The 22919-nt window shown below is 53.7% G+C and carries 16 protein-coding genes; 11 read left to right on the top strand and 5 right to left on the bottom strand.

What is annotated here, in order from left to right; genetic code table 11:
* Window positions 1-24 precede the first annotated feature (24 nt).
* From pyrB to ridA, 3 genes are all read left to right on the top strand, one after another.
* Complete coding sequence (gene pyrB, locus IMQ33_RS16485) at window positions 25-960, top strand: aspartate carbamoyltransferase (protein WP_024483414.1); 936 nt, start codon at window positions 25-27, stop codon at window positions 958-960.
* A gap of 12 nt (window positions 961-972) precedes the next feature.
* Entirely contained in the window at window positions 973-1437 is a 465-nt protein-coding gene (gene pyrI / locus IMQ33_RS16490; protein WP_021807800.1) for an aspartate carbamoyltransferase regulatory subunit, read from the top strand.
* Between the two features lie 148 nt (window positions 1438-1585).
* Entirely contained in the window at window positions 1586-1972 is a 387-nt protein-coding gene (gene ridA / locus IMQ33_RS16495; RefSeq protein WP_021179099.1) for a 2-iminobutanoate/2-iminopropanoate deaminase, read from the top strand.
* A 404-nt stretch (window positions 1973-2376) separates the two neighbouring features.
* Here the strand turns inward: ridA and metC are convergent, their stop codons facing one another.
* A complete protein-coding gene (gene metC / locus IMQ33_RS16500; protein ID WP_161739900.1) occupies window positions 2377-3564 on the bottom strand; it encodes a cystathionine beta-lyase in 1188 nt (395 codons plus the stop codon).
* Between the two features lie 54 nt (window positions 3565-3618).
* Window positions 3619-4866, bottom strand: coding sequence for a dicarboxylate/amino acid:cation symporter (locus tag IMQ33_RS16505; RefSeq protein WP_065684301.1), 1248 nt, complete (start codon window positions 4864-4866; stop codon window positions 3619-3621).
* 215 nt (window positions 4867-5081) lie between these two features.
* Between IMQ33_RS16505 and IMQ33_RS16510 the strand changes: the two genes are divergently transcribed.
* On the top strand, window positions 5082-6011 hold the full coding sequence (locus IMQ33_RS16510) for a LysR family transcriptional regulator (protein ID WP_161712724.1): 930 nt from the start codon (window positions 5082-5084) through the stop codon (window positions 6009-6011).
* A 19-nt stretch (window positions 6012-6030) separates the two neighbouring features.
* Here IMQ33_RS16510 and IMQ33_RS16515 read toward each other — a convergent pair whose 3' ends face one another.
* Window positions 6031-8424 carry a beta-N-acetylhexosaminidase gene (locus tag IMQ33_RS16515; protein WP_196062144.1) on the bottom strand — a complete coding sequence of 798 codons (2394 nt, stop codon included), beginning with the start codon at window positions 8422-8424 and terminating at the stop codon, window positions 6031-6033.
* Between the two features lie 405 nt (window positions 8425-8829).
* Between IMQ33_RS16515 and IMQ33_RS16520 the strand changes: the two genes are divergently transcribed.
* From IMQ33_RS16520 to IMQ33_RS16530, 3 genes are all read left to right on the top strand, one after another.
* Complete coding sequence (locus IMQ33_RS16520) at window positions 8830-9972, top strand: tail fiber domain-containing protein (protein ID WP_196062143.1); 1143 nt, start codon at window positions 8830-8832, stop codon at window positions 9970-9972.
* Window positions 9973-10205: 233 nt separating this feature from the next.
* Entirely contained in the window at window positions 10206-11900 is a 1695-nt protein-coding gene (locus IMQ33_RS26200; protein ID WP_230326738.1) for an S-type pyocin domain-containing protein, read from the top strand.
* Entirely contained in the window at window positions 11897-12199 is a 303-nt protein-coding gene (locus IMQ33_RS16530; protein WP_098928952.1) for a hypothetical protein, read from the top strand. The genes IMQ33_RS26200 and IMQ33_RS16530 overlap by 4 nt, the downstream gene beginning before the upstream one ends.
* Window positions 12200-12289: 90 nt before the next feature.
* Here IMQ33_RS16530 and mgtA read toward each other — a convergent pair whose 3' ends face one another.
* On the bottom strand, window positions 12290-14998 hold the full coding sequence (gene mgtA / locus IMQ33_RS16535) for a magnesium-translocating P-type ATPase (RefSeq protein WP_173409895.1): 2709 nt from the start codon (window positions 14996-14998) through the stop codon (window positions 12290-12292).
* A gap of 411 nt (window positions 14999-15409) precedes the next feature.
* Here mgtA and treR point away from each other — a divergent pair, with 411 nt between their 5' ends.
* From treR to IMQ33_RS16555, 4 genes are all read left to right on the top strand, one after another.
* On the top strand, window positions 15410-16357 hold the full coding sequence (gene treR / locus IMQ33_RS16540) for a trehalose operon repressor TreR (protein WP_065684297.1): 948 nt from the start codon (window positions 15410-15412) through the stop codon (window positions 16355-16357).
* A 190-nt stretch (window positions 16358-16547) separates the two neighbouring features.
* Window positions 16548-17963 carry a PTS trehalose transporter subunit IIBC gene (treB, locus tag IMQ33_RS16545; RefSeq protein WP_059199570.1) on the top strand — a complete coding sequence of 472 codons (1416 nt, stop codon included), beginning with the start codon at window positions 16548-16550 and terminating at the stop codon, window positions 17961-17963.
* Between the two features lie 18 nt (window positions 17964-17981).
* A complete protein-coding gene (treC, locus tag IMQ33_RS16550; protein WP_161712720.1) occupies window positions 17982-19646 on the top strand; it encodes an alpha,alpha-phosphotrehalase in 1665 nt (554 codons plus the stop codon).
* Between the two features lie 500 nt (window positions 19647-20146).
* Complete coding sequence (locus IMQ33_RS16555) at window positions 20147-22180, top strand: glycoside hydrolase family 3 N-terminal domain-containing protein (protein ID WP_196062142.1); 2034 nt, start codon at window positions 20147-20149, stop codon at window positions 22178-22180.
* A 126-nt stretch (window positions 22181-22306) separates the two neighbouring features.
* Here the strand turns inward: IMQ33_RS16555 and IMQ33_RS16560 are convergent, their stop codons facing one another.
* Window positions 22307-22831, bottom strand: coding sequence for an NAD(P)H-dependent oxidoreductase (locus tag IMQ33_RS16560; protein WP_065684294.1), 525 nt, complete (start codon window positions 22829-22831; stop codon window positions 22307-22309).
* Between the last annotated feature and the right edge of the window lie 88 nt (window positions 22832-22919).

The following is a 22919-nucleotide window of genomic DNA, read 5'->3' on the forward strand; positions in this document are numbered from 1 at the left end:
GGGCCCGAGTCGAGGAGAGTGAACATGGCCAATCCGCTGTATCGCAAGAACATCATCTCTATTAACGATCTCAGCCGTGAAGATCTGGAGCTGGTGCTCAGCACCGCCGCCAGCCTGAAAGCTAACCCGCAGCCGGAGCTGCTCAAACACCTGGTGATCGCCAGCTGCTTCTTTGAAGCGTCTACGCGTACCCGCCTGTCGTTTGAGACCGCGATCCAGCGCCTGGGGGCTTCGGTGGTCGGCTTCTCCGACAGCAGCAACACCTCCCTCGGCAAAAAGGGCGAAACGCTGGCCGATACCATCTCGGTGATCAGCACCTACGTTGATGCCATCGTGATGCGTCATCCGCAGGAAGGGGCTTCCCGACTGGCCGCTGAATTCTCTGGCGGTATCCCGGTGTTGAACGCCGGTGACGGCTCGAACCAGCACCCGACCCAAACGCTGCTGGATCTGTTCACCATCCAGGAAACCCAGGGCCGCCTGAGCAATATCAATATCGCCATGGTCGGTGACCTGAAATATGGCCGCACCGTGCACTCACTCACCCAGGCGCTGGCAAAATATGAAGGAAACCACTTCTTCTTCATCGCGCCAGACGCTTTGGCGATGCCGAGCTATATCCTGAAGATGCTGGACGAAAAAGGCATCTCCTACAGCCGCCACAACAGCATTGAAGAAGTGGTGCCGGAACTGGATATTCTGTATATGACCCGCGTACAGAAAGAGCGCCTGGACCCGTCCGAATACGCCAACGTGAAGGCGCAGTTCATCCTGCGAGCTTCTGACTTGGCCGGTGCTCGGGACAACATGAAGGTGCTGCATCCGCTGCCGCGCATTGATGAGATTGCCATTGAGGTGGACAAGACACCGTATGCCCACTATTTCCAACAGGCAGGCAACGGTATTTACGCCCGTCAGGCGCTGTTGGCACTGGTTTTAAACGCAGATTTGGCTCTTTAAGGGGGAACCGTCATGACTCACGATAACAAACTCCAGGTTGAAGCGATCAAGTGCGGCACGGTGATCGACCATATTCCGGCGCAAATCGGCTTTAAGCTGCTCTCGCTGTTCAAACTGACCGCCACCGATCAGCGCATCACCATCGGCCTGAACCTGCCCTCTAAAGAGCTGGGCCGCAAGGATTTGATCAAGATCGAGAACACCTTCCTGACCGAGCAGCAGGCCAACCAGCTGGCGATGTACGCGCCCAAGGCTACGGTCAACCGTATCGATAACTATGAAGTAGTCCGCAAGCTGACGCTCAGCCTGCCGGATCATATCGACGGCGTGCTGACCTGCCCGAACAGCAACTGCATCAGCCGCAGCGAACCGGTGGCCTCCAGTTTCAGCGTCAAATCCCATGCAGGGGAAGTGCACCTCAAGTGCCGTTACTGCGAGAAAGAGTTCGATCATCAGGTGGTTCTACAGACCGACTAAAATCCTCCGTTTTACCAGGGTATGCCGCTGTTAATCTGGCGGGTACCCTTTATAATGGTGCGTCGTAGGGGCGCTGCATGCTGCGTCCATGTGAGTTTACGGCGGGCCGACTCGCCGTTTGAACAACAACAGGATATCAGGAGAAAAAATGTCACGTAATATCAGCACTGAACTCGCGCCAGCCGCCATTGGTCCTTACGTGCAGGGCGTTGACCTGGGCAGCATGATCATCACCTCCGGCCAGATCCCGGTCGATCCAAAAACCGGTGCCGTACCCGATGACGTTGCCGCTCAGGCTCGCCAGTCATTGGCCAACGTGAAGGCGATCGTGGAAGCCGCAGGCCTGAAAGTGGGCGACATCGTTAAAACCACCGTTTTCGTCAAAGATCTCAACGATTTCGCTACCGTTAACGCGGCCTACGAAGCATTCTTCACCGAGCACAACGCCTCGTTCCCAGCGCGTTCTTGCGTTGAAGTGGCACGTTTGCCAAAAGACGTAAAAATCGAGATCGAAGCCATCGCCGTTCGCCGTTAATCGGCAACCCGGTGCGATCGAATGCGGCCAGCCTTTGCTGGCCGTTTGTTTTTTCATCATCATCAATCTGAAACATTCATCCGCAAAATCACTCTCGTTCAAAGCCACGGGTTAGATGGGTTCTACCAACTCGCCAAATGTTCTAGCTTGACCAAGGTGCATTCTCCCTCACCCCAACCCTCTCCCCAAGGAGAGGGAGCCAGTTCAGTGCTGTTGTCAGGTGTAGGAGTCAATCTGTGACATGTTCCGTCCTCTTCCCAAGGTAAGGGAGCCAGATCGGTGTTGTAGTCGAGTGCGGGAGTCAAATTGTGGCTCGTTGAGAGCTGTCGCTATCGTCGGGCACAAAGTCCAATTTGTGGCACGGTAGGTCCCCTCTCCCTGTGGGAGAGGGTTAGGGTGAGGGGTCACTTCAGACGCGCAAATCCCGCTTCCAAATCGGCAATCAGGTCGTCAATATTCTCAAAACCAATATGAACGCGCACTAACGTGCCGGTAAAGTCCACCTTGGCCGCCGGACGAATTTCGTTCAGTTCTTCCGGCTGGTTGGCCAGGATCAGCGATTCAAACCCCCCCCACGAATAGGCCATGCTGAAGTGTTCAAAATGGTCCAGATAGTGGGCAACCTGCTCGTTCGTCAACCGGGCTTTCAGCACAAAAGAGAATAACCCGCAGCTACCGCTGAAATCTCTCTGGAAGAACTCATGCCCTTTGCAAGAAGGCAGTGCCGGGTGGTTGACCCGCTCCACCTCTGGCCGCGCCGCCAACCATTCGGCAATGGCGATGCTGCTGATCTCATGTTGCTTGAGGCGGACACCCAGCGTTCTCAGGCCACGGCTGCCGTTATAGGCGGTATCCGCGTCGGCCATTTGCCCCATCAGGTAGGAGTTCTCTCGCAGTTGGTCCCAGCAACGGGCGTTCGACACGGCGGTACCCAGCATCGCGTCTGAATGGCCGATGATATATTTGGTTCCGGCCTGAATAGAGATATCCACGTCATAATCCAGCGCCTTGAACAGAATGCCCGCCGCCCAGGTGTTATCAATCATGATGACGATATCTGGGTTCACCGCCCGGGCCGCCTTCACCATTGCCGGTACGTCCTGGACTTCCATGGTGATAGAGCTTGGAGATTCAAGGAACAGCACTTTGGTATTGGGCTGGATCAGCTCGGCGATCCCGGCACCGATCAGCGGGTCATAATAGGTGGTTGCCACGCCCAGCTTGCTCAGGATCTTGTTGCAGAAATCCTGCGTCGGCTCATAGGCGGCTCCGGTCATCAGGATATGGTCGCCACTGGCAACAAACGCCAGGATAGCATTGGTGACAGCTGCCGCCCCACAAGGGTAAAGCGAGCAGCCTACCCCGCCTTCCAGCTCGGCCATCGCGTCCTGGAATGAGAAATGCGTCAGGGTGCCGCGACGCCCGTAGAATAACTCCCCTTTGGCACGGTTGGCGGTAGCAAACTTTTTGGCCTTCACCGTATCGAAGGTTAAGGAAGAGGCGCGTTGGATCACCGGGTTGACCGATCCTTGGGTGAATCGAGGCTTACGGCCAGCGGTGACCAGGGCGGTTTCTATTTTTTTAGATGTCATAACAATTTGCCTGCTTTTATCGTTAATCAGGTGCGTAGGGCTATGCAGCAACCCTTACGCGATTTTTTCTGCTATATCCGTAATACCTGCGTTTTCAGAGACCGGCTGCGGCTTTTTGCCCGCAAAGCGCTCAACAATTTGTGCGGCATTGAGATCGTGTATGACGTTGATCAGCGTGGCCGGGGCGTCGGTTATGGTGCCCAGAACCACCAGCATCGGGATGGTTTCTAACGGCAGCCCCAGCGTGGTGACAATGAAAATCTCACCCAGGAAAGCCCCGCCGGGGACGCCACCCACGATAATCGCCGACAGCACGGAAATCAGCATCGTCAGGAAGAATGTCTCTATCGTGAAATCCAGCCCCAGTACCGCGAAAATAAACACGATCTTCAGGGCCGCAATCATCGCCACGCCGCCCTTATTCAGGTTTACCAGCAGTGGCAGGGAGATGTCCACGATTTCCGGATTGATCCCCATCGCTTTGGCAGCGCGGATATTGGCTGGCAAGGTGCCCAAAGAGGAACAGGTGCCCAGAGCGGTGGCCGAAGGCTCGATGGCGTTACGCCAGAAGGCACGTATCGCAGGCATGCCGCCGCCAATCCACGAGTAAAAAATGGAGCCAAAAACGTAGTACAAAAGCGTTGCAGCAAAGAACAGACCGATGGCTCTGGCAAAGGTGACCAGCAACTGTGAGTCTTGGCTGGCCATGGTGGAAGCAAAATAGCAGCCCAGCCCGACGGGTGCCCCCTTCATGATGATCGACACAATCTTCATGATGATGGTGTTGAGATCGTTGAGCGAGTTGGACACCCGCTTGCCCTGCTCACCCGACTGGCCGATAGCGATGCCGGCAATCACGGACATGATAATCAGCGCCAGGATGTTGGATTTCGACAGTAGCCCGACGAAGTCGTTGGTGGTCACCATGCTGACAAAGTCCATACCTCCACCACCGGCATTAAACTTCTCCGCCAGTTCGATGGTGACCCCCTGCGCGGGGTTGAACAGCGTGGCCAAACCGACGATACCGGCCGCAGGTATCAGCGCCATCACAATGGAAACGGCGAAAATCACCCCCATGATGCGCCCGAGCTTTTTCAGGTCGGTCATGCTGGCGATCGAGGACATGACGCTGACACTGACCAACGGCACGATAATCATAAACAGCAGGTTAAGGAATATCTTACCGATTGCCTGTAATTTCAACGCAATATCGGGCGCGTAAATACCGACTATCCCTCCGAGCGTTAAGGCAAATAACAGAATAAATGATGACTTGTAGGGTTCTAAACGTTTCCACATATTCAATTCCTTATTTTTATTCATGTGACTTAAGTCACTTTTTTATTTTTCTCTACAGTAATATGTGACTTGTGTGAGACAGGTCACCCCTTGGGGTTTAGTTGTGATCCGGTACGGTACCGCGTATTCTGCTATTAATAATGGCATCTTGTTCGCAGCGATGTAATAGCGCATTCGTACCGTTTAATGAAATCACTCGTGAATTAAAGGAAAAAATGAGCAGCCCAGCGTCGTTAAAGCAACTGGAAGTTCTGGTCAAAATTGTGGAATGTGGTGGGCTGTCGGAGGCTGCCGCACACCTGAACGTCTCACCCTCGGCGGTCAGCAAGAGCTTGTCACAGCTAGAAAGTCAGTTGGGCACCACCTTAATCAAGAGAACCACGCGCAGCTTTACGCTCACCGAACCTGGCCAATACTTATACAATCGTGCAACGCAACTATTGCTGGACTTTAATGAATCGCTCAACACCACCGCCGGTTACTATAATCACCCCAATGGTGAATTACGGATAACCTGCTCTATGGCTTTTGGTTATTCCCATTTGGCAACGTTGGCGAATCATTTTCGTGAGCGTTGCCCCGATGTTGATTTATATATTAACCTTAACGACAACTTTGTTAACCTTAATGAAACTAACTTTGATATCGCATTGCGCATTTCTTCGGAGCCGCCTATTAATTATGCAATGCGTAAATTAGCCACGGTTAATTGGGCCTATTGCGCCAGCCCGAAATATCTCGAGAATTACGGTACGCCGCATTCCATTCAGGATTTAACCCATCATCAGTGCCTGATTTATCCTGGCTTGACCCCGGTATGGAAAACCCTTGATGAACAGGGCGTCGCCCACCACTTGAAGACACGTACCCCGATCCAGGCCAACAGCAGCCTGGTACTGTTGAAATCGGTGCTGGAAAACCAAGGCATTGCCTATCTGCCCACTTATCTGTTGGGCGATTTGATTGAGCAAGGTGCCCTGGTTCCGCTGGCGCTGGACGATAAACTGACTCACCCGACCCACGGCCTGTATGCCCTGTATTTTCCCAGCCGCTACAGCAACCCCAAGGTGCGTGCCTTTATCGATTTCCTGCTGGAGCAACTACAGCCAGTGCCCATCTGGGATAGTTGGTTGGCGCAGTCTTAACCGCGCCATCCCTGCCCAGTTACTGCACCGCCACCGCGCGCAACAGCATTTCCAGCGGGTACACCGCCGCAATCACGACTTCATCCCTGATCTGTGCTGCCGCGTCCAGCTGTTGCTGGGCCTGTTCTGCCTCGGCTTTATTCAAGGGCTTTCCTTGCTGATAGCGTTCCAGCAGCATCAAGCCCAAATCCGCCAACGCGCTGACATCCTGCGCCACCGGAGCCAAATCCTTCATCACCACGTTACCGGCTATCACCTGCTTCACCGGTGCACCGTTACGTTGCCAGCGTTGTAGCCGTTCACGGATCGCCTCCGCCGCCGCCCGATGGTTCTTGTCTTTGAGCAGCAACGCCACTTGCTGATCGAGATCGCGTACCGCCGCACTTTCCGGGGGAATGGCATCAGCAAAGCGGTTAAGTGGCTCAAATTGATGGTAATTACCTGCCTTGAACTTGAGGTGCTGACGGGTGTAATACTGCCCCGGCTCCACCGCTTCGGCCAAAATCTGCAATGGGGTGATATCTACGCTGTTAGCCAAACGGGTAAACTCACGCGCCGTTTCAACGTGCTGTTGCAGGCCAACAGACACCACCGACCAGGCATCTATCGCAGCCAGGCGTTGGTACATATTGTCCTCGTTGGTCACATCCTTGGCCGACCACATACGCTCCGCCACGGCAAAGGTTCTTGGCCACAGCTTGAGATCGAGCACCGGTGCGCGAATGTTTTCCGCCCAGAAGGCAGCTTCGCCCCCCAGAATATTGGCCTGATGCTGTTCATCCGGTACCACTGGCATCACACCCGGCGGGATCGCAGCCAATTTACTGCCGCTGGTTGGATAGCGCACGTTGCCCACCAACGTGTAACCGCTCAGTTGATCCTGCTGCAGAGTAAATACCGGGCGCGTGTCACCCATCCAGGTATCAATGCGGAAGGTCACCTGTTCTGGAGTGCGCCATTCGATGTCCCGCACTGCACGCCGCGATTTGTCTTTGAAATCGATAAAACCACGCCATCCTTGCTTGCCTTCGATCAGCGTGAAGGTGCCTTCTACCGGGCTCCCCTTGAAACGCGGCATGCTGAATTGCCAGCTCTGCGCCTGCTCCCCCGCCTGCACGTTGGTATCTACCCCCAGTGGTTGCGGCAAAATTTCATTGCGATAGTGATAGGCGGTGCTGTGCGGCTGATCGAGATAGAAACCGGTGGAAAGAATGCCTTGGTAGCCGTCCTGTGCACTGGCCCCCAAAGAATCTGGCCCACGCCAGGATTGGATCACGATGGTGCGCGGCAAGGTAGGATGGTAAATCTCATCCCAACCCACCATACGGCGCTGATGTTGTTCGAGGATTTTTTCCAGCTTCTGGTTGAAGAAAGCCTGCAACGCATGGGCATCCGCCAGCTGGTTCTGCTGCATAAACGCCTGGATGGTTTTTGACGCTTTCCACTGGGTGGCATCCACCTCATCGCCACCGATATGCAGATAAGGATCGGGGAAGATCGCCACCAGTTCGCCAATGATGCTGTCGACAAACTGATAAACCTTGTCGTTCGAAGGATCGAGCGTCGGCTTGTGGACCCCCCAATGGCGTTCCATTTGATACGGCCCCGGCGCACTAAGCAGCTCTGGATACGCCACGGCAATGGTAGAAGCATGACCCGGCAGATCGATTTCTGGCACCACGCGGATACCCCGCGCCGTGGCGTAGGCAACGACCTGCTTCATCTGTTCACGGGTGTAGAAATGACCGTCACTGGCCAGTTGCTGTAGCTTTGGATAGTGTTCGGAAGCAAAGCGCCAACCCTGATCGTCGGTCAGATGCCAGTGGAATACGTTGAGTTTGGCCGCCGCCATCCCATCAAGCTGCCGCAGAATATCCTCCACCGGCAGGAAATGGCGCGCCGAATCCAGCAGCACGCCTCGCCAAGGAAAACGCGGAACGTCGGTAATGTTCACCAACGGCATAAAGGTGTTTTCGCCATCGGTCTGCACCAGTTGCAGCAGTGTTTCCATACCGCGTAATGCACCGAAGCGTGTGTTGGCCGTCAGCGTGGCACTCTGCGGCGTGACCTTGAGCTGGTAGCTTTCATCGCTGTCCGGTAGCGGCTGGGCTGCAACCTGATGTTTGATGATGATGTTGATCGTTGCCGCTTGGTTTTTCTCGCCCTGTGGGGCCAACGTCCAACCGGTTTGGCGTTCCAGGCGATCGCGCCAGCGAGCCTGCGCTTCGCTCAAATCGTCCCCCTGAACGTTGAACGATAAGCGGTAATCCAGCACCAGCTTGCCTTGCGGCTGAGCTAACTCAACCTGCTGCGGCCAGGGCATCAGCGGCAGATCGCCAGCCGGTTGAGCCAGCGCATTCAGGGAAAATAACAGCGAAGAAGCCAGTAGCGTATAACTGAAGGATTTGTGCATCGGAAATTCCTCAGAGGAAAAAATCAATCTAGCCAAGGAAGTAGATAAAGACTGAGCTGGGGAGAGATGTCCAACCGCAGGGGCAAAACGGTGCGATGGATCACAGATTGGTTGGAGTTGGTGAGAATCACCATGTTGCTCAATTTGAAGGGCGCCGCATGCTGCGCCCGTTTAACTGTCTCTGCCTAATCGGCTAATACCCCCCTATTTTGTATCAGCCACCACACAACCAATGACAATCGGCACTTCCTGCTTATCAACGTAAAATACTGGTCATGCATACAGTTTATCGCTGTATGTTTCCTGGTTCGACAGTACAAGAACTCCGATACTTGTCCACCCGTTAGGGGGGCTAAGTAGTGCTGTTAGCCATCAGAATACAGGCTTGTTAAAGAGGAAGTAATCATGGCTGAAGAAAAGAAAAATGCTCAAGTGCTTGGCGGTGTTAATGACGACATTACTGAACTGAAATCACTGACCACACTCCGTAAACGCGTCATCAGTGACGGTGAGATCGTGACCAAATCGGCAAATGGTTTCCGCCTGGCAAACGGCAATACTGGAGTGATGCTGCGTAATGACGGGCAAGCTTTTTATGTGCTAACTACACCAAGCAGTCAGGCTCAGGACGGGCAGTGGAACACTCTGCGTCCTTTCGCTTTTAATCTCTCTACCGGTAGGGTGTCTCTGTCTAACGGCGTCGATGTATCGGGTGGCGCAATGGTATCTCATAACGCTGGTATTGGCGCAGTGAATACCGGTCCTACCCCCTTAATCAGTGGACAGACATATGGCGCACCAGCTGTATATACGAATTTCAACACCGGCAATGTGACCACCACCATGATGATGGGTTCGCGTGTCATTCCTGGAAAAGAAGATACCGGGTTACTTTCCTACCGTGACTTATCGGGGCGTTGGAATGAAATTCATGTAAGAGCCAATAGCGAACTGTCAGCTGGGCGATTGGAAAAAAGTGATCCCGATGGATGGATCGTCGCCAAGGGCAATAAGAATGTAAATAACAATGCAGACCGAACCACCTACGGATTACGTCTTCAAGGGCAAGGGAGCCTATTTGCAGAACTTTGCCATTACGAACGAATTGGTCAACACCATCTGATGGGGCTTCGTGTTGCCAATGGTGGAGGCGATGGCTGGTATGAGTTCCGGGACAAAGGTAATGCCTACACCAACGGCGCCTGGCACAGTAGCTCAGATGCCCGTATGAAAACGGACATCGTAAAGATTGATGGTGCACTGGATAAGCTAGAAAAAATCAGCGGCTATACCTACTTGAAACAAGGCGTTCCGGAAGCCGGGGTAATTGCACAGGAAGTAGAAAGTATCTTACCTCAGTCCGTGACTACGACAGAACTGAAACTAAATGACGGCAGCTTTCTGAAAGATGCACGTGGAATTAATATCAATGGTGTAGTCGCTCTGCTCATTGAGGCGCTAAAAGAAGAAGGCGAAGCCAGACGTGAACTGGAATTTCGATTGGTGTCGTTGGAAAAAGAAATTACCAGCAAAAAAGCTGATAAATAAAATAGCTTCTAACATTGAGTATATTACTTATGACCGACTACAACAAAATAGATCCGTTTGAGCGGCAGGTGATGTAATCTCTGGGATATCGTTGGGTAACGCGAGATGATGGTTCATGGCAAAAAGGTGAAATTAATGGTGATACCATTACTGTTACTGCGTGGCACGGGCCACCTCCAACGACTCCTAAGATAACTGAAAAACCTCATCTCTGGGATCAGAAAATATCTGACATGAACCAATCAAAAACAGATATATTTGATGATGATGTTATCGTCCCAGTCAGTGAAGGAGCAAAAGACATCTCACGAAAGGAATCTGATGAGAAAATACAATACTTATCAAACATTGAAAGAGATATTAAATCTGGTCTAAAAACCATCACGGAAGACATTCGAAAAATTGAATTACAAAATATAAAAAGTCAAAGCACATCATCTGAACTTGAAAAGAGTAAATATCAACTAACTCTTGCCAAACTTAAGCTCGAGCAAAAAAACCAACAAATTTTATGTGATGAAATAAAGAAAAGACGTGTTCATGAGGAATACCTAAAGCTAAATAATGAAGAGCATTTCTATGCTCGCGAAAAGCCCTCGTCGGTAGCACAACAAAAAAAAGAAAACAGAGTAAAAATGGGTGAAAAACTTGCTGAAGAGCGAGCTATTCAAGAACAAATTGAGAAGGACAAACAAGCTTTACCTCTATTGGAAAGTGACGTCCGAGTAAAAGAACAAAATGTTAACCGTTTGACAGAGGAAGCCAAGGCAAGGGCTGAGGTAGAAGCAGAGGCCAAGGCGAAACTAGCGGCACTTATGACCCGTGCGGGCGTGAATCCAACTCCAACATATACGCAGGAAATGGTTAAATCGGCTCAGGCTTCACTTGTTGCTGCCGGGGGTATGGTACTGAATCGTGCCCCAGGGATGCTACAATTGACAGCTGCCGCAGAGGGAGTTCTAACCACGGCGAGTGAACTAGCAGGCTCGGTCGCTGGTGCCTTATGGAGAGGAGCCGCAGAACTGAGTAGGATAGCCACCGTCAGCACGCTTGGAGCGACAGTTGGTACTCTGGTTATCGGATTCTGGCCAAAGGAAGTGGGGCTGGGCAGCGATCAGGTTCTTGGCCGCGACATGGAGCTGTTTGCTGCTCAGGCCCAACTGTTTGCCGCAGGAAAAGTCAACATTACTCCTGAAATGACGTCGGTCAACTTGCCCGTGCGTGGTTTACTGGTAACAGAGAACGGGCGACAAAACGTTAGCTTGGTTAAAACGGGCATAGCTGGCGTATCTGCAAACGTGCCAGTATTGAGGGCAGTGCGTGATGAAAAAACCGGGCTAGATAAGATCACGCTTCCGGCTGTAGCTGGAGCGCCGTCGCGGACGATCCTGATTAATCCTGTTCCAGTTGGACCAACAGCACCTTCCAATACTGGAAACAGTTTACCAATACCAGTCACGCCAGTGCATGCAGGGACGACAATAAAACAGGCCGACAGTATCGTCACCACCACCTTCCCGGCGGAAGATATCAAAGGACTGCGAGATTTCATCTATTGGCAGCCTGATGCCACAGGAAGCGGTGTTGAGCCGATTTATGTGATGTTGAGTGCGCCTCCAAAATCAGTTGTACATAATCACAAGCACTATCCACCGAAAGGAGTACCTTGGAAGGATATCGTCAGAACTACAGCTAACAAAGGCAAAGCTAAATTTAAGCCCGATGTAAATATTCCTAGAATTGATATCGATGTATGGAGCACAGGCCAAACAACAAAAACACATCCTGATTGGAAAGTTAAGCAGTATGACCATATAATTGGCGCTTATGATGGGAAGGAAACTCAATGGGTTGTTGTTAAAGAATCACAGGGAGTTATCCACTCCCACCCAATATCGGAGCAAAAAGTTAAGGAGCTTATGAAATGAATATCAGCCGTTCAACAATTGATTTCAAAGGTGGAAAAGTCACTGATGATACGTTATACATAACGAATTTTGATGATCCTAATAGCTATATTGACCAGGACGTGTTGCTAGTGGAGTATGCTAATAATTTTTTCGTCGATGTGACATTCCATGATAGCAGCAATGATTTAAGCGTTTATGTAATCTCTGGTATTGATTGGGACAACCCAATTTACACAAAAAGCATAGGGCGTCATGATAAAATAGGGTTAATAGCTTCAATTAAAGAAGCTGTTGATATCGCAGTCAAAGGTAAGTAAACCCGGCTTCTTGGTAATGCCCCAATAAATAATGATGCCCAACAAACACATGTTTGTTGGGCATTTGCATTTAGCTAGCTCTAGAACGCTCTACTGCCAGCCATACCGGCGGACAAACCAGCCTTTCACACACTGGGTCAGCACCATATAGCCTGCCAGGATCAGCACCAGCCAAGGGAAGTAGCTCAGCGGCAACGCCTGCAACTGCAGGAAGCCAGCCAGCGGCGAGAAGGTCAGGCCGATACCGACGGCGATCACCGCCAACGTCATCACACACAGCGGCCAAGATGGGCGACTCTGAATAAACGGAATTTTGCGCGTACGGATCATATGGACGATCAGCGTCTGCGACAGCAGCCCTTCCACAAACCAGCCAGACTGGAACAGCGTCTGCATTTCCGGCGTATTAGCCTGGAACACGTACCACATCAGGGCAAAGGTCAGCACGTCGAAGATCGAGCTGATCGGCCCGAAGAACACCATAAAGCGCCCCAGATCGCCGGAGTTCCAACGCTGTGGCCTGGTGATCTGATCGTCATCGACGTTATCGAACGGAATGGCAATCTGTGAAATATCGTACAGCAGGTTCTGGATCAACAGATGCAGCGGTAACATCGGTAGGAAAGGTAAAAAGGCGCTGGCGATCAGCACGCTGAAGACGTTACCGAAGTTGGAGCTGGCGGTCATCTTGATGTATTTCAGCATGTTGGCAAAAGTACGGCGGCCTTCGATCACCCCCTGCTCCAGCACCATCAGGCTTTTTTCCAACAGGATAATATCCGCCGCTTCCTTGGCGATATCCACCGCCGAGTCCACCGATATGCCGATATCCGCCGCGCGCAGCGCCGGGGCATCGTTGATACCGTCGCCCATAAAGCCCACCACGTGACCCTGCTTACGCAGCAGTTGGACGATGCGTTCTTTGTGCAGCGGCGTCAGCTTGGCAAACACCGTGGTACGCGCAGCCGCTGCTACCAGCGTGGCGTCGTCCATCAGTTCGATCTCGCTGCCACGCAGGATATGCTCCGCATCCAGCCCCACGTCCTTACACACCTTGGCGGCGACCAGTTCGTTGTCACCGGTGAGGATTTTGACGGTCACGCCATTCTTTTTCAGCGCAGCCAATGCCGGTGCGGTGCTCTCCTTCGGCGGATCGAGGAAGGCGATATAACCTTCGAGGATCAGATCCGACTCATCCGCCACGCCATACTCATGATCCGTCGCCGGCAGGATTTTGTTGGCCACAGCCACCACGCGCAGCCCTTGCTGGTTAAGCTCGTCGGTAACACGACGGATGCGCGCCAGCAGCGCTTCGCTGAGCGGGATCACCTCATCTTCCTGCCGCACGTGGCTACAGATCGACAGCATCTCTTCCAGTGCGCCCTTGCAGATCAGTTCGTGGTACTGCGCCTCTTTCGCTACCACCACTGACATGCGGCGGCGTTCGAAATCGAACGGGATCTCGTCCACTTTGCGGTAATGCTGCAACGCGTCCGGCTGTTGGCTTTCGTCGGCACAGGTCAGCACTGCCACATCCAGCAGGTTTTTCAGCCCGGTCTGGTAAAAGCTGTTCAGCCAGGCATAGCGCAGCACCCGCTCACTGTTGGCACCAAACACGTCGGTATGGCGCTCCAGCACAATTTTATCCTGGGTCAGCGTGCCGGTTTTATCGGTGCACAGAATATCCATCGCGCCAAAATTCTGGATCGCGTCCAGACGTTTGACGATCACCTTCTGGCGCGACAGCTTGACTGCCCCTTTCGCCAAGGTAGAGGTGACGATCATCGGCAACATTTCCGGCGTCAGCCCCACGGCCACCGAGAGCGCAAACAGCGCCGCCTCCCACCAGTCGCCTTTGGTGAAGCCGTTAATCAGCAGCACGATCGGCGTCATCACCAACATGAAGCGGATCAACAACCAGCTCACTTTGCTGATCCCAGCCTGGAAGGCGTTGGGTTGCTCATCCTGGCTGGTCACCCGCTGCGCCAACTGGCCGAAGTAGGTTTCGCTGCCAGTGCCGATCACCATGGCCAGCGCGGTACCGCTGACGACGTTGGTGCCCATGAAACACAGGTTTTGGCACTCCAACGGATCGCTCACCTGGCCACGGGGATCCGCCACTTTTTCTACCGGCAGCGATTCACCGGTCAGCGCTGCCTGGCTGATAAACAGATCTTTGGCAGAGAGCAACCGCAGATCCGCCGGGATCATATCCCCAGCCGATAGCTTGATGATATCGCCAGGCACCAGCTGTGAGATCGGCAGCTCGCTATGCTCGCTTTTACCGGTATGCGCGTCGCTGCGGTACACCGTTGCGGTGTTGCTGACCATCGCCTTCAGCGCATCCGCCGCCTTGTTGGAGCGGGCTTCCTGAATAAAGTGCAGCAGCGTGGAGATCAGCACCATCAGCCCAATTACCAGCGCGGCAATCAGATCTTCGGTGGCATAGGAAATCAGCCCCAGTACGGTCAACAGCAGGTTGAAGGGGTTGCTGTAGCAGTGCCACAAATGCTTCCACCAACTTTCGGCCAGCTGGTTTTCGATGGTGTTGCTGCCAAACTGGCCGCGTGCGGTTTCTGCTTCCTGCTCGGTGATGCCTTCCGGGTGGCTGTTGAAACGCTCATACAGCTGCATCGCGCTGGCGGCGGCACATTCCAGGCGTTGTTGCGCCAAACCGGCAGGCAGCTCTTGCGCCGATCCACTGACGCTTTCCAACAGCGCATCACGCCGTACCAGGCGGCGTGGCAAATTACGGCTGAGCAGACCCAGCAGCCGACGGGGGATTTGTTTAAATTTCATCGTTCGCACCTCATTGCCCAGCGCCTCACGGCAGTGGGTGAACGGCGGATCGGCCCGCTGGCACGATTTTCGGACGCGCCAAAAATCCTCCGCCGGAGCAGATCACTGATTTTCAATCACAACAGAGGCGAACTATCGAACAAGTGCCGCTGCTTACCTAAACCGGTAAAACAGCAACGCAGAGCGTAGAGGTTTTACCGGGGAACCGAATGAGTAGTGTCGGGGCTCGGATCAGGATCCATTCAGGGATTTACCTCCGGTAAAGAAAAAGTGGGAACGGCAAAGGCGGCCATTCCGTTTTGCAACACTATGGGCTGCGCACCAAGATCCGCGCGTTAAAATGCGCTATGGTAGCGAGCATAAGTGGGATGTTGTAAGTTTAAGCCTCATAACCTAAACGATAAGTAAACCATGCAAAACCGGCTGACAATCAAGGATATCGCCCGCCTGAGCGGGGTAGGCAAGTCTACCGTCTCACGCGTGATGAATAACGAAGGCAGCGTAAGCCCGCAAACCCGTGAACGGGTGGAGGCGGTGATCCGCAGCCAGGGGTTTACCCCATCAAAATCGGCGCGTGCCATGCGCGGCCAGAGCGACAAAGTGGTCGCCATTATCGTTTCCCGTCTGGATTCCCCTTCGGAAAATCAGGCCGTGCGCACCATGCTGCCGCTGCTGTATCAGCAGGGCTTCGATCCGATCGTGATGGAAAGCCAGTTTGAGACCCGGCTGGTAGAGGAGCACCTCAACGTACTGCGCCAGCGTAACGTCGACGGCGTGATCCTGTTCGGTTTTACCGGCCTGACTGGCGCCATGCTCAAACCGTGGCAGGAAAAGATGGTGGTGGTCGCCCGCGAATATCCGGGGATCTCCTCGGTTTGTTATGACGATGAAGGTGCCGTGAAACTGCTGATGCAGCGCTTACGCAAGCAGGGTCATAGCCATATCAGCTACCTTGGCGTACAAGAATCCGATGCCACTACCGGGATGCGTCGCCATCAGGCCTATCTGGATACCTGTCGCGAACAGAAGATCTCGCCGGTCGTGGCACTGGGAGAACTGAGCTATCAGAGCGGTTTCCAACAGGCCGCCAACGTGATTGAACCACAAACCACCGCGCTGGTATGTGCCTCTGATACCATCGCGCTAGGTGCGATGAAGTACCTGCAACAGCAACAGATTACGCCAATCCAGGTGTGCGCCATCGGTAACACTCCGATGCTCAACTTTTTGTTCCCAGAGACATTTTCCGTTGAGTTGGGCTATGGCACCGCTGGGCAGCAGGCGGCCCTTCAGCTGCTGGGCCAGTTGAGTGGTGAACTGAGCATCCGCCAAATCATTATCCCCTGCAAACTTGCCTGACGACGGGTGCACCATGCGGTGCTCCCTTCGTATCGTAGCCAGAATTCGTTGTGACGCTACCTGAAGCTTTGTTGTTCGTTTTGTGATCCTTACCGCAAGTTGGGAACGTTCCCATTTAATAACCACGGCCAAGTGACTAAGCTTAAAAACATCAATACCTCTGAGCCTCACTGATAACAAAGGTGCCATAATGAGCAAAGTTCAGCAGCAGGACATCGATCGCCTGATCGTGCTGGTGGGTGGCCGCGAGAATATCGCCACCGTCAGCCACTGCATTACCCGCCTGCGTTTCGTTCTTAACGATCCCGCCAAGGCCAAGCCGAAAGAGATTGAGCAGTTGCGCATGGTCAAAGGCTGCTTCACCAACGCCGGGCAGTTCCAGGTGGTGATTGGCCCCGAAGTTGGTGATTACTATCAGGCGTTAATTGCCACCACCGGCATCAACGAAGCTGATAAGGAGCAGGCCAAGCTGGCCGCTCGCCAAAACATGACCTGGTTCGAACGCGGCATCTCCCACTTCGCCGAGATCTTCTTCCCACTGCTGCCAGCGTTAATCAGCGGCGGTTTGATCTTGGGTTTCCGCAACGTGATCGGCGATATCCCGATGTCCGGCGGCCAAACGCTGGCCCAAATGCACCCAGCCTGGAAAACCATTTACGACTTCCTGTGGCTGTTGGGCGAAGCCATCTTTATGTTCCTGCCGGTGGCCATCTGTTGGTCAACGGTGAAGAAGATGGGCGGTACCCCGGTGCTCGGCATCGTGATGGGGATCACCCTGGTCTCCCCGCAGTTGATGAACTCCTACCTGCTCGGCCAGCAAGTGCCGGAAGTATGGAACTTTGGCTGGTTCACCATTGAGAAAGTGGGCTATCAGGCACAGGTGATCCCGTCGATCCTCGCCGGTATGGCGCTGGGCTGGATCGAAACCCGTCTAAAAAAGATCGTGCCGGATTATCTGTATCTGGTGGTGGTGCCGGTGGTTTCTCTGCTGCTGGCCGTGTTCTTGGCACACACGCTGATCGGTCCGTTTGGCCGCATGATCGGCGATGGCGTAGCCTGGGCGGTGAAGTGGGTGATGACCGGCAGTTTCGCCCCGATCGGCGCGGCACTGTTTGGCTTCCTGTATGCACCGTTGGTGATCACCGGGGTGCATCAGACCACGCTGGCGATCGATATGCAGATGATCCAAAGCATGGGCGGCACCCCAGTCTGGCCACTGATTGCCCTGTCCAATATTGCGCAGGCCTCGGCGGTGCTGGGCATCATCATCGTCAGCCGCAAGGCCAACGAACGTGAGATTTCCGTACCGGCCGCTATCTCCGCCTATCTCGGCGTGACCGAGCCAGCCATGTACGGTATCAACCTGAAATATCGCTTCCCTATGCTGTGCGCGATGATCGGCTCCGCCTTCGCAGGCTTGATTTGTGGCCTGACCGGCGTGATGGCTAACGGCATCGGCGTGGGCGGCCTGCCTGGCATCCTGTCTATCCAACCGCAGTTCTGGCTGATCTACTCGGTAGCCATCCTGGTGGCCGTGGTGATCCCGCTGCTGCTGACCATGATGGTTTACAAACGCAAAGCCAGCCGCGGCGAGTTACCGGTTTAAACTGAAAGGTATTTTTTTATGAGCAATGTAATTCCCTGGTGGCAGAACGGCGTTATTTATCAAATCTATCCGAAGAGCTTCCAGGACAGCACCGGTAACGGCTATGGCGATCTGGCCGGGGTGACCCAACGGCTGGACTATTTGCAAGAGCTGGGCGTCGATGCCATCTGGCTAACGCCGGTCTATGTCTCGCCTCAGGTCGATAATGGCTACGACGTCGCCGATTACTGCGCCATCGATCCGGCTTACGGCACCATGGCCGACTTCGAACACCTGGTGGCGCAGGCCCACCAGCGCAGTATCCGTATCGTGATGGATATGGTGTTTAACCACACCTCCACCGAGCATCCGTGGTTTAAGGCTGCGCAGGATCCTGCCAGCCCGCGACGCCAGTTCTACATCTGGCGCGATGGCGAAGGTGATGCCCTGCCCAACAACTGGCGTTCCAAGTTTGGCGGCAACGCCTGGCAATGGCACGCCGACAGCGGCCAATACTACCTGCACCTGTTTGCTACCGAGCAGGCCGACCTGAACTGGGAACACCCGCCGGTGCGCGAAGAACTGAAAAAAGTGTGCCAGTTCTGGGCAGACAAAGGCGTGGATGGGCTGCGTCTTGACGTAATCAACCTGGTGTCCAAGCAGCAGGACTTCCCAAGCGATAGCCAGGGCGATGGCCGCCGTTTCTACACCGACGGCCCGCGCATTCACGAGTTTTTGCAGGAGATGAGCCGCGACGTGTTCCAGCCACGCGGCCTGATGACCGTGGGCGAGATGTCTTCAACCTCGCTAGAGCATTGCCAGCAGTATGCGGCGCAAAGCGGTGCCGAGCTGTCGATGACCTTCAACTTCCACCACCTGAAAGTGGACTATGCCAACGGGCAGAAATGGACGTTGGCCGCGCCGGATTACGTCGAACTGAAGCAGATTTTCCACCACTGGCAGCAAGGCATGCATAACCGCGCCTGGAACGCGCTGTTCTGGTGTAATCACGACCAGCCGCGCATCGTTTCGCGCTTTGGCGACGAGGGCGAGCTACGAGTCACCGCTGCCAAGATGCTGGCGATGGTGCTGCACGGTATGCAGGGCACGCCGTATATCTATCAGGGTGAAGAGATCGGCATGACCAATCCGGGCTTCCAGCAGATCGAAAGCTATCGCGATGTGGAAAGCCTGAATATGTACGCCGAACTGCAGGCTCAGGGAAGAAACGAAGACGAACTGTTGGCTATTCTGGCCAACAAATCACGGGACAATGGCCGTACGCCGATGCAGTGGGACGCAACAACCCACGCTGGCTTCACCACCGGTACGCCGTGGATCGCCTGTGCAGAGAACTACCCGCAGATTAATGCCACGGCGGCATTGGCCGATCGGGATTCGGTGTTTTACGCTTATCGCCATCTGATCGCCCTGCGCAAGCAGTATCCGCTGCTGACTCACGGTGACTATCAGGATCTGGCCCCGGCTCACCCGGCATTGTGGTGCTATCAACGTAGCTGGAATGGGCAACGGTTGCTGGTCGTTGCGAACCTGAGCCGCGAACCGTTGGCATGGGATGCCGCAGGCGTTGAATTTTCTGAACTGTGGCGCCCACTGATCAGCAACTATATGGATGCTGTAGAGCAGCCACGGGCCGGAGTTTTGCGGCCTTTCGAAGCGAGTTGGTGGCTGCTGGAGTCCTGATTGGTCACCGGGAGTTGTTTGCTAAAATCTATACATAATTGTTTTAAAAACAATAATTTTGCATGGATCGAACAATGAAATTGGCGCTGGGAACACTTTCTCTGTTACTCAGCGCCAGGCAGGGGCCAACAAGCAGCGGATCACACCGCGACGCCCTGCCGTTGAATCATATATTTAACACCAAGTAACTGACCTTTATTATTCCCCGAATAAATAAGTCACCCAGTACAATTATTCTTGCTTTCACTTAACTTCCCTAAATTTCTGCCTAAATCATCATTACGCTATTTCAGGCGTGAAAAGATCTGCATCCAAATCAAAATGTGAAGGATATCTCAAATCGTAAATAGATTTATTTCACGCTGTAAAAAAAACATGTAATAATAGGAAAAAATTATATTAAAACAATAAATACATAATAAATATAACTATTTTTAAATAAACCACCAGACTGATTTTTCCCATCGGCCTTTTTACCTCTCGTGAAATGGAGCATTTTTATGACCATCAAAAGGAAGTCGATATTTATAGTCAGTGGTTTATTTGCCGCCGGATTGACCGGCTGTGACAATAATGACACCAAGATTACTCCGAGCAATCAGGCGGAGCTGGAGAGCAGAAATATTCCCACGCTTACCGTCGACGGGCTGAAATTTAAAGATCTGAATAAAAACGGCCAGCTAGACCCTTATGAAGACTGGCGTCTTGATAGCGCCACCCGCGCCCGCGACCTGACCGCCCGCATGAACGTGGAAGAAAAAGCCGGTGCCATGATGCATGGTACCATTGGCCTCGATGGTGCTGGCCGCGTCGATATCAGCGCCGCCGAAGAAGATGTTAACCAACGCTTCGTCAACACCTTCATTACCCGTATGGCAGGCGATCCACAGCATATTTCCGCCGATAACAATGCGCTGCAGGAAATGGCCGAGAAGTCTCGCCTCGGTATTCCGGTGACCATCAGTACCGACCCGCGCAACCACTTCGTTAACGATCCTAATGCCACCAGCGTCGCGGCAGGCAGTTTCTCACAATGGCCGGAACCGCTCGGCCTGGCGGCAATCGATGATACGGCACTGTCCAAAACCTTTGGTGATATTGCCCGTCAGGAATACCGGGCCGTTGGCATCCATATGGCGTTATCACCGCAGGCCGACCTTGCCACCGAACCGCGCTGGGGCCGTATCAACGGTACCTTTGGTGAGGATAACCAGCTCGCCAAACGCCAGGTACAAGCCTATATCGAAGGCTTCCAGCATGGTGATAAAGGCTTGACCCAAGACAGCGTCATCACCGTGGTAAAACACTTTGCCGGTGGCGGTCCACAGCTTGGCGGGTTGGATCCACACAACATCTTTGGCAAAGAGCAGGTTTACCCAGGTGAGAATCTGGAATACCACCTGGTACCGTTTGAAGGGGCGTTTGCCGCCAATGTGGCCTCGGTGATGCCCTATTACGGCCAACCGATCAACCTGTGGTACAAGGATCAGCTGATTGAAGAAGTGGGTTTTGGCTTTAATAAGCAGGTGTTGACCGAGATGCTGCGTGGCCGCTTTGGCTTCACCGGCGTAGTGCTGAGTGACTGGGGCATCCTGGAAAGCTGCGAAGGTAAATGCGCCACCGGTATCAGCGATGCCGACATCGCCGCCGGAGTCTCGCCTTGGGCTGCCGGGATCGGCATGTCGTGGGGCGTTGAGAACCTCACCCGCCAGGAACGTGTAGTGAAAGCGGTGGAAGCCGGGATCGATCAGTTCGGTGGTACCAGCGATCCCAGCGATCTGATAGAAGCCATCAACCAACAACAGCTGCCGATCGCCACTATCGACGCTTCCGTCACGCGTATTTTGCAGCAGAAGTTTGAGCTGGGGCTGTTTGAGAAACCTTACGTGGACGAAGCCAAAGCGGTGAAAATTGTCGGCAACGCGGAGTTCCAGCAGAAAGGGGATGATGCACAGCGCCGTGCGCAGATCCTGTTGCAGAATAATAACTCCCTGTTGCCATTGGCGCTGAGCGGCAAGAAGGTGTTCCTGCATAACGTCAACGCTACCGTGGCGGCACGCTATGGGTTGGAAGTCGTCGCTACGCCGGAGGAGGCAGAGATCGCCATCCTGCGAGTAGATACACCGCATCAGAACGATCCGCACTACCCGTTTGGCGTTTCGGTCAACTTCGGCCAACTGGGCTTTGACGATGCCGATACCGTGGTGCTGGATCAGAAAGCTGGCACTTACAGCGGCAGTGAAGACTATCAGTTGATCAAACAGGTGAAGGCGCTCAACATTCCAACGGTGATTTCCGTTTACCTCGATCGCCCGGCAATCCTGACCAACATCGTGGATAAAACCGACGTACTGCTGGCCAACTTCGGCGCATCCGATGAGGCGGTGCTGGATGTGATCACCGGCAAGAGCAAGGCACAGGGTAAATTACCGTTTGAGCTGCCATCCAGCTGGCAGGCGGTGCTGGACCAGAAAGAGGACGTGCCGCACGATTCTGTCGATCCGCTGTTCCCAATCGGCGCGGGTATTCTGTAATACGGCCCCTCACCCTCAACCCTCTCCCAAAGGGAGAGGGAGTAGCCCGAGCTAGTCATCAAGCGGGGGCCACACTTACCACCGAGCAGCAAACTTCGGTGTTAAGTGTTCACGATGTCCCCGAACTTAAAAACTCTGTACCAGTTTCACTACCTTCGTCACTTCCTGAGCCAACACTTCATCGCTCATATCAAATACGCCCTGCACCAGGTGTGGCGGCAGGTAATCCATGCCAGTCAGGTTAGCGACGGCGTTAAACGGCCGCAGCAGGTCGGCCACCGGATAGCGGTTATACCCTGCCGGTGAATAGGCCTGCGCGTTGCCCCCGGTGCTGACCACCAGTTGCAAAGGCTTACCCTGCAGTTGGGTACCTTCGCTGCCATAGGCGAAACCATGGGTTAATACCGCATCCTGCCATTCGCTGAGGATCGCCGGTGAGCTGTACCAATAGAACGGAAACAGCATCACCACCACATCGTGCGCCTGCAACAGTTCCTGCTCGCGGGCCACATCAATCTGGTAGTCAGGGTAAACGCGCATCAGTTCATGCACGGTGACGTTAGGTAAAGGACGCAGCGCCTCGATCAGCGCTTTATTGATACGGGAGTCGTCAGGGAAACGGTGAGCGGCCAACACTAAAATACGCGACATGGGGAAATCCTTGTTTATCGAAAGTAAGCCATTTTTTCATTTACTCCGTTTCCGGTGTAGTCTGTAAACAGGCACATTAACTTCAACC

Origin of the sequence: Serratia sp. Res13-Sevr-LER1-36-b, assembly GCF_015673035.1 — a bacterium.
Taxonomy (GTDB): domain Bacteria; phylum Pseudomonadota; class Gammaproteobacteria; order Enterobacterales; family Enterobacteriaceae; genus Chania; species Chania fonticola_C.

Coding starts and splice junctions, on each gene's coding strand:
- IMQ33_RS16510 (WP_161712724.1), top strand. CDS start 5,082: ATGAGCAGCCCAGCGTCGTTAAAGCAACTGGAAGTTCTGGTCAAAATT.
- treC (WP_161712720.1), top strand. CDS start 17,982: ATGAGCAATGTAATTCCCTGGTGGCAGAACGGCGTTATTTATCAAATC.
- IMQ33_RS16555 (WP_196062142.1), top strand. CDS start 20,147: ATGACCATCAAAAGGAAGTCGATATTTATAGTCAGTGGTTTATTTGCC.
- treB (WP_059199570.1), top strand. CDS start 16,548: ATGAGCAAAGTTCAGCAGCAGGACATCGATCGCCTGATCGTGCTGGTG.
- IMQ33_RS16530 (WP_098928952.1), top strand. CDS start 11,897: ATGAATATCAGCCGTTCAACAATTGATTTCAAAGGTGGAAAAGTCACT.
- metC (WP_161739900.1), bottom strand. CDS start 3,564: ATGACATCTAAAAAAATAGAAACCGCCCTGGTCACCGCTGGCCGTAAG.
- mgtA (WP_173409895.1), bottom strand. CDS start 14,998: ATGAAATTTAAACAAATCCCCCGTCGGCTGCTGGGTCTGCTCAGCCGT.
- ridA (WP_021179099.1), top strand. CDS start 1,586: ATGTCACGTAATATCAGCACTGAACTCGCGCCAGCCGCCATTGGTCCT.
- IMQ33_RS16515 (WP_196062144.1), bottom strand. CDS start 8,424: ATGCACAAATCCTTCAGTTATACGCTACTGGCTTCTTCGCTGTTATTT.
- pyrI (WP_021807800.1), top strand. CDS start 973: ATGACTCACGATAACAAACTCCAGGTTGAAGCGATCAAGTGCGGCACG.
- IMQ33_RS26200 (WP_230326738.1), top strand. CDS start 10,206: ATGAACCAATCAAAAACAGATATATTTGATGATGATGTTATCGTCCCA.
- pyrB (WP_024483414.1), top strand. CDS start 25: ATGGCCAATCCGCTGTATCGCAAGAACATCATCTCTATTAACGATCTC.
- IMQ33_RS16520 (WP_196062143.1), top strand. CDS start 8,830: ATGGCTGAAGAAAAGAAAAATGCTCAAGTGCTTGGCGGTGTTAATGAC.
- treR (WP_065684297.1), top strand. CDS start 15,410: ATGCAAAACCGGCTGACAATCAAGGATATCGCCCGCCTGAGCGGGGTA.
- IMQ33_RS16505 (WP_065684301.1), bottom strand. CDS start 4,866: ATGTGGAAACGTTTAGAACCCTACAAGTCATCATTTATTCTGTTATTT.
- IMQ33_RS16560 (WP_065684294.1), bottom strand. CDS start 22,831: ATGTCGCGTATTTTAGTGTTGGCCGCTCACCGTTTCCCTGACGACTCC.